General features: G+C 70.0%; 7 protein-coding genes. All 7 read right to left on the bottom strand.

Features of this window, described 5'->3' with window-relative positions; all coding sequences use genetic code 11:
* The coding region (locus tag ABD329_RS40325; RefSeq protein WP_344317705.1) for a S1 family peptidase at window positions 1-610 on the bottom strand (610 nt) is incomplete at its 3' end.
* 335 nt (window positions 611-945) lie between these two features.
* Window positions 946-1,296: an L-rhamnose mutarotase gene (locus tag ABD329_RS40320; RefSeq protein WP_198282106.1), complete on the bottom strand. Its 351-nt coding sequence runs from the start codon at window positions 1,294-1,296 to the stop codon at window positions 946-948.
* Window positions 1,297-1,389: 93 nt separating this feature from the next.
* The gene (locus tag ABD329_RS40315; RefSeq protein ID WP_198282105.1) at window positions 1,390-3,282 is read right to left on the bottom strand and encodes a discoidin domain-containing protein; all 1,893 of its coding nucleotides are present in this window, start codon (window positions 3,280-3,282) and stop codon (window positions 1,390-1,392) included.
* Window positions 3,283-4,086: 804 nt separating this feature from the next.
* Window positions 4,087-5,451 carry a GH1 family beta-glucosidase gene (locus ABD329_RS40310; RefSeq protein ID WP_198276931.1) on the bottom strand — a complete coding sequence of 455 codons (1,365 nt, stop codon included), beginning with the start codon at window positions 5,449-5,451 and terminating at the stop codon, window positions 4,087-4,089.
* Window positions 5,452-5,510: 59 nt separating this feature from the next.
* Window positions 5,511-6,386: a carbohydrate ABC transporter permease gene (locus ABD329_RS40305; protein WP_198276930.1), complete on the bottom strand. Its 876-nt coding sequence runs from the start codon at window positions 6,384-6,386 to the stop codon at window positions 5,511-5,513.
* A complete protein-coding gene (locus ABD329_RS40300) occupies window positions 6,379-7,377 on the bottom strand; it encodes a carbohydrate ABC transporter permease (protein ID WP_198276929.1) in 999 nt (332 codons plus the stop codon). Before ABD329_RS40300 ends, ABD329_RS40305 begins: the two co-directional genes overlap by 8 nt.
* Window positions 7,378-7,390: 13 nt before the next feature.
* Window positions 7,391-8,713, bottom strand: coding sequence for an ABC transporter substrate-binding protein (locus ABD329_RS40295; RefSeq protein ID WP_198276928.1), 1,323 nt, complete (start codon window positions 8,711-8,713; stop codon window positions 7,391-7,393).
* Between the last annotated feature and the right edge of the window lie 130 nt (window positions 8,714-8,843).

Raw genomic sequence — 8,843 nt, 5'->3', positions numbered from 1 at the left:
CGCCGCCTGCGGCACCGGCACCCGCGTCGCCCGCGCCGCCCGCCGCACCGGCGGCGTCCCCGGCGCCCGCGCCGCCGCTGTCGCCGGGCTCGGCCGCCTCCTCGCCGTCGAACTTCTTGAACTCGCCCTTGCTGCGCTTGACGCTGACCGTGCCCTCCATCTGGCCGGTGGCCTTGGTCAGCGTGTCCCACTTCGTGCCGGTCACCGTCCGGTCGGCGGTCACCTGGACCTTGTTGGTGACCGGGTCGATCGACCAGGCGGTACCGGGCACCGACGCATCGCTGCTCAGCGTCTGGGTGGCGGCCTTCAGATCGGCCATGCTGTTCTGGACGACCTTCGCCACGGCGCCCTTGGCCCGGACGGACTCGGCGGAGTCCTCGTCCACCACATTCATGACCAGCTGGCGGCTGCCGTTGTCGTAGTACCAGCCCGCACCGTTGTCACCGAGGTCCGATGCGAGACTCCTCGCGAGCTTCACCGCGGCCGGGGACGAGAATGTCTTGGCGCCCGACGACTCGTCCGGGTTCGCGTTCGCGTTGGGCAGCAGAATGGCGGCTGCCCCGAGCGCGGTGATGGCGGCTCCGGAAATGGCGAGGGTCCGCTTGTTCACACGTCGGTGGCTCAACTCAGTGACCTCCAGTCGGGGATGCGCGGCAGGCGTGTGCGGAGCGCTTGCCGCGTTCCGCCACGCCCCCGCGCGGGGCCACCACGTCGTACGTGGACGCGTTCGCCCCGTTCTCACCCGTACTCAAGGTCTGATGAATGGCTGCGCCGAACGATCCGGATCGGTAGGCTCCGCCGGTTCGGCCGATCGTCGTGACGCCTGCGACGGGCTACTCCCCTCCCCGCCCCTTCCCACAACTGGGCCTCCGCCCCCGACCCCGGGGCCCAGGGGCGAAGCCCTGCCACACGGCGGACGCGGACGCCCCGTAGCCGGGACCCCGGCTAGCCGCGCTCGGCGGCCTCGGCCTGGGCGCGTAGCTCCCACACCTCGCCGAGCGCCATTCGGTCCCCCTCGGCGGGGGAACCGCCGGTGTCCTCGAAGTGGTCGACATACGCGCCGATGAACTCCTGCCAGCGCTGGTTGGCCGGGTCCTCGTCCAGCGCCGCCATCGCGGCCGCGAAGTCCTCGCAGTCCACGAGGTGGAAGAGATGGCGCCCGCTGCGCCAGATCCGCCAGTTGGTGATCCCGGCCCGGCGCAGCGCCGCCAGCAGGTCCTCCGGGACCGTGGCGTGCACCTGCTCATAACCGGACTCCTGGCCCTCCTTGAGAACCGAGTGCAACGCCACCCGCATCGGCGCACCTCCTCCTTCTTCTGCTTCTTCTTCCACTGCTTCCGTTGCCGGGCGGCCACGGCGGCCGCCCGTCAACGATCCATGATGCAGCGCTCACCCCTTCTGTTCGACGCGCACCCAGTCCACCTCCGCCTGCACTCCCCCGGCCGCGATCCGGTCGACGCTGGACTGCGGCAGGCCCCAGTAGGGGGTGGTGACCTTGTTCCATCCGGCCGGGTACGCCCCGCCCAGGGCGAGGTTGAGGATCACGTACTGGTTGTGGCCGAAGACCCACTGGCCTCGGGTGGATTCGAGCTTGTTGCGGCTCGTCTCCTGGACCACCCGGTCGTCGACGAGGAAGCGCATCCCGGTCGGTGTCCACTCCACCGCGTAGGTGTGCCACTGGTCGGCGCGGCCGCCGCCCGGATAGGTCTGGCGGGCGCCGATATTGCCGTCCGCCGAATAGCCGGGGCCGTGCAGGGCGGTGCTGGTCCAGTCGGCGTAGCCGATGTTCTCCATGATGTCGGTCTCACCGGAGGAGGGCCAGGACACCGAGGGATCGTCCACATCGCTGCCCAGCAGCCAGAACGCGGGCCAGTAACCATCGCCGACCGGAAGCTTCATCCGGGCGCTGACCCGCCCGTAGGTGAAGTCCAGCTTGGTGTGGGTGTCGATGCGCCCGGAGGTGAAGTCGTACGTGCCACCGCCCGCCTGGGTGCACCCCTTGCAGTACTTCGCCCTGAGCACGAGGTTGCCGTTCTCGGTGCGGATGTTGTCGGAGGAGTCGACATACGCCTGCGACTCGCCGTTGACCGATCCCATCTCCTGGCCGGTCCGCACCACACGCCACTTCGAGCGGTCGAGGGAGGCGCCGGTGAAGTCGTCGAAGAACGTCGTCCGGTACGCCCCGGACTGTTCCCCGGGGAGGGCCGGGTACGCGGCGGAGGCGCTTCCGCCGGTGCCCCAGACCTGGAACTCGTAGAGGGAGTAGCCGAATTGGGCGGTGGCCGGGGCCGGGTTGTAGAAGGAGCGGCGCTCCTTCCCCAGCATCCGCACATACCGACCGGTGGCGGGTTGCGACAGCTTCACGGTGTCATGGCGGCCCACCGCGTCCGTGGGGGACTTCACATCCGCGCGGCGGGCGGCCACCTCGGCGGCGGAGGGCTGGTACACCGTGCGCCAGGTGCGGTTGTCGTCGGACACCTGCACCTGGTAGTCGACGGCGTAGGCCGCCTCCCAGTAGAGGTCGACGGTGTCGATCGTGGAGGTCGCGCCGAGGTCCACCGAGACCCAGCGGTTGGCGTTCCAGTCGCTGGACCAGCGGGTCTGGTCGTCCTTGAGGTTGGCGGGCCAGCCGCCGTCGGTGACGAAGGCGGGCGAGTTGCCCGCGTGCTGGTAGTAGTTGGAGTAGGCGGGGTGGTTCAGGGCGAGATTGGTCCGGGTCGTGGACGCCGGGGCGGGCTCGCCGCCGTACACCTTGAACGAGTAAAGCGAGTAGCCGTAGGGCGTGCCGCGCTCGATGCCGCGCATCCGTACGTAGCGGCCGACGACGTCCTGCGGATGGGTGTGGGCGGTGAGGGATCCGCCGGTCCCGGCGTCCTCGGTGTAGAAGGGGGCCCAGTCGGTGCCGTTCCTGGACACCTCCAGGACGTACTTCTTGCCGTAGGCGGCCTCCCAGTCCAGGACGACCCGGTCGATCCGGATGGTGGCGCCGAGGTCGACGCGTATCCACGCGTCGTCGGTGAACGGGCTGGCCCAGCGGGTCGATCCGTTGCCGTCGAAGGCCAGCCCCGGCGCGGTGCCGTCGTTCTCGCTGCCGGACGCGGTGACGGCGCCGGGATTCGCGGCGTACGCGGCCGCCGCCCGGTCGGTGTCCCAGGTCGCCTGGGCGGCGGCCGCGGTGGAGTGCGAGGTGGGTGTGGCGAGGGCCGGGCCCGTGGTCAGGACCGCCACCGTGGCGAGGGTGGCGAGTGCGCTCAGCAGGATGCGGGGGGTACGGGATGGCATGCGGCTCTCCTCGATGAGGTCGTGGGGGTGCACGTGTGATGCCGATGGGTGTTCGTACCAATGGCCGATGTGCCGATGTGCTTTGCGTTGTGCCGATGTGCTTTGCGTTGTGGCTGTGTGCGGCGGGCGGATCTTCCCCTCCCCGCCCCTTCCCGATACCAGGGGCTCCGCCCCTGGACCCCGGTAGCCGCGCCGAGCCCCGCCACGCGGCGGACCCGCACATCGCTGCCGCGAGAAGGGGCGGAGCCCCGGAACGGGTCTTGGAGCGAAGCCCCAGTTACGGGGCCTGGGACGAAGCCCCAGTTGCGGGGCCTGGAGCAGAGCCCCGCCCCGGGGCCTGAGGCGCAGCCCCGGTACGGGATCTGAGGCGCAGCCCGCCCCAGGGCCCGGGCCGAAGCCCCGCAACGGGGCCTGGAGCGAAGCCCCAGTTACGGGGCCTGGAGCGAAGCCCCAGTTGCGGGGCCTGGAGCAGAGCCCCGCCCCGGAACCTGAGGCGCAGCCCCGCCCCGGAACCTGAGGCGCAGCCCGCCCCAGGGCCCGGGCCGAAGCCCCGCAACGGGACCTGGGACGAAGCCCCAGTTACGGGGCCTGGAGCAGAGCCCCGGCCGGGATCTGAGGCAGAGCCCGCCCCGGGGTCCGGGGCGGAGCCCCGGGACGGGGGCCGGGACGGAGCCCCGGGACGGGGGCCGGGACGGAGCCCCGGGATGGGGGCCGGGGCAGAGCCCCGGTTTCGGGAAGGGGCGGGTAGGGGAACAGCTCGCCGCAGGCGGCACGGCCCCCGCGAGCGAACCCATCCGCCGCCCCCTAGGCGGCGCGCCGGGCCCGGCCCCGGTGGTCGCGGATGATCTCCGCGTAGCGGTGGCCGGTCCCCTTGATGGTGCGGACCTGCGTCCGGTAGTCGACATGGACGAGGCCGAAGCGCTTGTCGTATCCGTAGGCCCACTCGAAGTTGTCCAGCAGCGACCAGGCGAAGTACCCGGCCAGCGGCGCGCCCTTGCGGACCGCCGAGGCGCAGGCCGCGAGGTGCTGGACGAGGTAGTCCTGGCGCTCGGGGTCGTCCACGGTCCCGTCCGGCCGTACGACATCGGGGTAGGCGGAGCCGTTCTCGGTGACGTACAGCTTGCGGGCGCCGTATTCGCCGGTCAGGCGCAGCAGCAGGCTTTCGATACCGCCGGCGTCGACCTCCCAGTCCATGCCCGTGCGCGGGACGTCCGGGCGGCGGACGGCGCGGGCGTGCGGGGCCGGGCCGGTGGGGTCGTCGGTGACGGTGGCCGGGAAGTAGTAGTTCAGGCCCAGCCAGTCCAGGGGCGCGGCGATGGTCTCCAGGTCGCCGGGGCGCTCCGGCAGTTCGCCCCCGTACACCTCACGCATGTCGGCGGGGAAGCCACGGCCGTGCACGGGGTCCAGCCACCAGCGGTTGGTGTGGCCGTCCATGCGCCGTGCGGCGGCCTGGTCCTCCGGCCGGTCGGTGGCCGCCGCCACGGTGTTGAGGTTGTTGACGATGCCGACCTCGGCGCGTGGTGCGGCGGCCCGGATCGCCTGGGCGGCGAGGCCATGGCCGAGCAGCAGGTGGTACGAGGCGCGGACCGCCGCGGTCAGATCGGTGAGCCCGGGCGCCATCACGCCCTCGAGGTGGCCGATCCAGGCCGAGCACAGCGGTTCGTTGAGGGTGGTCCAGTGGTGCACCCGGTCGCCGAGGCGGTCGGCCACCACCGCGGCGTACCCGGCGAAGTGCTCCGCGGTGTCGCGCTCGGGCCAGCCGCCCCGGTCCTGGAGCACCTGGGGCAGGTCCCAGTGGTACAGGGTGACGGACGGGGTGATGCCCGCCTCCAGCAGGCCGTCGATCAGCTCGTCGTAGAAGGCGAGGCCCTTGGCGTTGACGGGCCCGTCGCCGCCCGGCACCACCCGTGGCCAGGCGATGGACAGCCGGTAGGCGTTGGTGCCGAGCCGCTTCATCAGCCCGATGTCCTGGCGCCAGCGGTGGTAGTGGTCGCAGGCCACATCGCCGTGGTCGTCGCCCGCCACCTTGCCGGGGGTGTGCGAGAAGGTGTCCCAGATCGAGGGCGACCGTCCGTCCTCGGCGACGGCTCCCTCGACCTGGTAGGCGGAGGTGGCCGTGCCCCACAGGAAGTCGTGCGGGAAGGCTGTGAGGTCCAGGAGTTCGGACACGTACGTCCTTTCAGAGGTGGGAAGGCCAGAGGTGGGAAGGCCGGAGGTGGGAAGGCCGGTCACTTCACGGCTCCGGCGGTGAGTCCGGCCACGAGATAGCGCTGGAGCAGCAGGAAGCCCGCGACCACGGGGACACTGACGACGAGCGAGGCGGCCATGACCTGGTTCCAGTACACCTCGGTCTGGGTGGCGTAGCCCTGGAGGCCCACGGCGAGGGTGCGGGTGGTGTCGTTGGTCATCACGGACGCGAAGAGCACCTCGCCCCAGGCGGTCATGAACGCGTAGACGGCGACGGCGACGATGCCGGGGATCGCGGCCGGGACGACGACCCGGAACAGCGCGCCCAGCGGTCCGCAGCCGTCCACCAGCGCCGCCTCGTCCAGATCGCGCGGCACCGAGTCGAAGTACCCGATGAGCATCCAGATCGAGAACGGCAGCGAGAAGGTGAGATAGGTGAGGATGAGGCCGCCCCGGGAGCCGAAGAGGGCGATACCGGTGGCGTTGCCGATGTTCACGTAGATGAGGAACAGCGGCAGCAGGAAGAGGATCCCGGGGAACATCTGGGTGGACAGTACGGTGACGGTGAACACCCGCTTGCCCCGGAACCGGTACCGGCTGACCGCGTACGCGGCGAAGACGGCGATCACCACCGAGCAGACGGTCGCCGCGCCCGCCACGATGGCCGAGTTCAGGAAGTACTTGGCGAGCGGGACCGTCGACCAGATGTCGATGTAGGGGCGGATGGTCAGCCCGCTCGGCAGCCAGCGGAACGTCCCCGAGACGTCCTCCAGCGGCTTCAGGGAGCTGGAGACCATGACGTACACCGGTAGCAGGACGAACCCGGTGAGCAGGGTGAGGAAGATCCGGCGGGCCCAGAGGAAGGACCGGGGGGCGGCCATCGGTGAGCGGGGCCGCGCCGGGGAGGTGCTAGACATCGGCCGTCTTCCTTCGTCGGGAGGTCAGCAGGAGGTACAGGCCCGTCACCACGAGCAGGAAGAGCAGCAGCAGGACGGACATGGCGGACCCGGTGCCGAAGTTCCAGGTGGCGAACGTCGTCTGGTAGACGTGGATCGAGATGAGGTCCGCGGCCTCCGGTGCTGCCTTGCCGAACAGCACATACGGGGTGTTGAAGTCGTTGAACGTCCACAGGAACAGCACCAGCACCAGCACCTGGTTGACCGGGCGCAGCGAGGGCAGGGTGATGCGGCGGATCTGCTGCCACATCCCGGCGCCGTCGAGGGCGGCCGCCTCGTAGAGCTCCCTGGGGATGTTCTGGAGACCGGCCATGACGACGAGGAACGCGAACGGCCAGCCCTTCCACACCGACACGGTGAGCAGGGCGAAGAAGCTGTTGTCGCCGATCAGCCAGAACGAGGGCTTGTCGGTGAGGCCCAGCTGGTCGTGGAGGACGTGGTTCACCAGCCCGTTGTCATGCTGGAACATGAACGCCCAGGTGATGACGGCCGTGTAGACGGGCAGGGCGTACGGGACCAGGAACAGGGTGCGCAGCACGCCCCGGCCGCGGAAGGTGTCCTGGAGGAAGATGGCGGTGGCGGTGCCCAGCAGCCAGCACAGCCCGACGGACAGCACGGTGAAGCCGCAGGTGACCCAGAACGAGTGGAGCAGCGCCTCACCGGCCGGCGCGTTGATGTCCACCGAGATCTTGTAGTTGTCGAAGCCGGACCAGGGCGCGGCGCTCCAGTCCCGGATGGAGAACCGGGTGAGCGCCTTGAAGCTCATCAGGATGCCCATCACCATCGGCACCAGATGGACCAGGAGCTCGAGGACCAGGGCGGGCAGGAGCAGCAGATACGGCAGTCCGATGCGGCGGATCCGCCCGGGGCGGCGCGGGCCTCGCGCCGCCCCGGGGGTGCTCCCCGACACGGTCCGCCGGTCTGCCTCGGCGGTGGCGGTCGTGGTGGTCATGAGGTGTCCGCGCTCACTTCGCCGGCATCTGCTGCTGGGCCTTCTCCAGCTTGGCCTTCACCGATGCCTTGGTCACCGGGCGTCCGGCGGCGGCGTCCGCGAACAGTTCCTTGACGGCCGTGCCCACGGACGTCTCGAACTGCGACTCGTCGGCCACCTGCGGCAGCGCCTCGGCGCTCTTGGCGAGGGTGTCGCGCAGGGCGGCGGTCGCGTGGTTGTTGAACGCGGGGTCGGACTGGGCGGCCTTGACCGGTGGGATGGAGCCGTACGCCTTGTTGAGGATCTTCTGCTCCGCGTCGCTGGTCATGAACTTCACGAACTTCAGGGCGCCGTCGTGGTTGTCGGTGTTCTTGAAGACGGCCAGGTTGATGCCGGCGACCATCGAGTTGACGGTGGTGCCGGTGCCGGGGGTGCCGGAGCGCACGGGCGCCGGGGCAACGCCCCACTCGTCGTCCTTCATGCCTAGGGAGGCGAAGGTGGCGGAGGCGGTCTGCCACAGGACCATGGCCGTCTTGCCCTTGGCGAAGTCGCTGAGGGACTGGTTCTGCGCGTACTCGGCGTTGCCCGGGGCGATGATCTTGTCCTTCGCCATCAGGTCGACATACTGCTTGATCGCGGTGACCGCGCCGTCCGAGGTGAAGTCGGGCTTGCCGTCGGCGGTGAAGAAGTCGGCGCCGTGCTGTTTGGCGAAGACGAACACCTGGTGGATGTTCTCCGAGAGGTTCGCGCCCTCGGCGCCGAGGCCCCACTTGCCGTCCTTGGAGAGCCTCTTGCCGGCGGCGACGACGTCGTCCCAGGTGGCGGGGGGCTTGGAGATGCCCGCGTCGGCGAACATCTTCTTGTTGTAGTAGAGCGCGTACGCCATCGAGTACAGCGGCACCGCGGCCGGGTCCTCGCCCTTCACCCCCGTCGAGCCCAGGGCGGAGTCCACGAAGCGGTCCTTGCCGCCGATGCTGCCGAAGTTCTTGTCGTCCCACGGCAGCAGTGCCCCGGACGCCTGGAGCGAGGCGCTCCAGGTGTTGCCGATGTTCAGCACGTCCGGGCCCTGGCCGGAGGTGGTGGCGGTGAGGATCCGGTTCAGCAGCTCGGACCAGGGGATGACCTCCAGTTTCACTCTGATCCCGGTCTTCTTCTCGAACTTGTCGAGCTCGGGCTTCAGGACCTTCTTGTCCACCGTGATGCTGGCGCCCTGGTTGGAGGCCCAGTACGTGAGCGTCTTCGGCGAGTCGTTGGATCCGCCGCCACCGGCCGTCGAGGAACCGCCTCCGCAGGCCGAGACGGCGAGGGCGAGTGACAAGGTGACGGCGCCTATGGCCGCGACTCGGATGCTGCGCATGGCTCCTGGTGTCCCTTCCGGGAGTGGTGAATGCCAAGAAGGACCCGGGTACGCCACCGCGTTCAACTCCCGAAGCCTCTCACGGCTTAATTTAGGACGTGAGTTAAACCTCAAGAGAAGGTCGCGTCAA

The organism is Streptomyces javensis, from assembly GCF_039525925.1.
Classification (GTDB): Bacteria; Actinomycetota; Actinomycetes; order Streptomycetales; family Streptomycetaceae; genus Streptomyces; species Streptomyces asiaticus.
Note: the sequence above shows the minus strand (reverse complement) of the source record. Positions and strands in the feature narration are given on the sequence as shown.

Excerpts from the sequence above, each read along its gene's own strand:
- ABD329_RS40320 (WP_198282106.1), bottom strand. The coding sequence starts at position 1,296 with ATGCGGGTGGCGTTGCACTCGGTTCTCAAGGAGGGCCAGGAGTCCGGT.
- ABD329_RS40295 (WP_198276928.1), bottom strand. The coding sequence starts at position 8,713 with ATGCGCAGCATCCGAGTCGCGGCCATAGGCGCCGTCACCTTGTCACTC.
- ABD329_RS40300 (WP_198276929.1), bottom strand. The coding sequence starts at position 7,377 with ATGACCACCACGACCGCCACCGCCGAGGCAGACCGGCGGACCGTGTCG.
- ABD329_RS40305 (WP_198276930.1), bottom strand. The coding sequence starts at position 6,386 with ATGTCTAGCACCTCCCCGGCGCGGCCCCGCTCACCGATGGCCGCCCCC.
- ABD329_RS40315 (WP_198282105.1), bottom strand. The coding sequence starts at position 3,282 with ATGCCATCCCGTACCCCCCGCATCCTGCTGAGCGCACTCGCCACCCTC.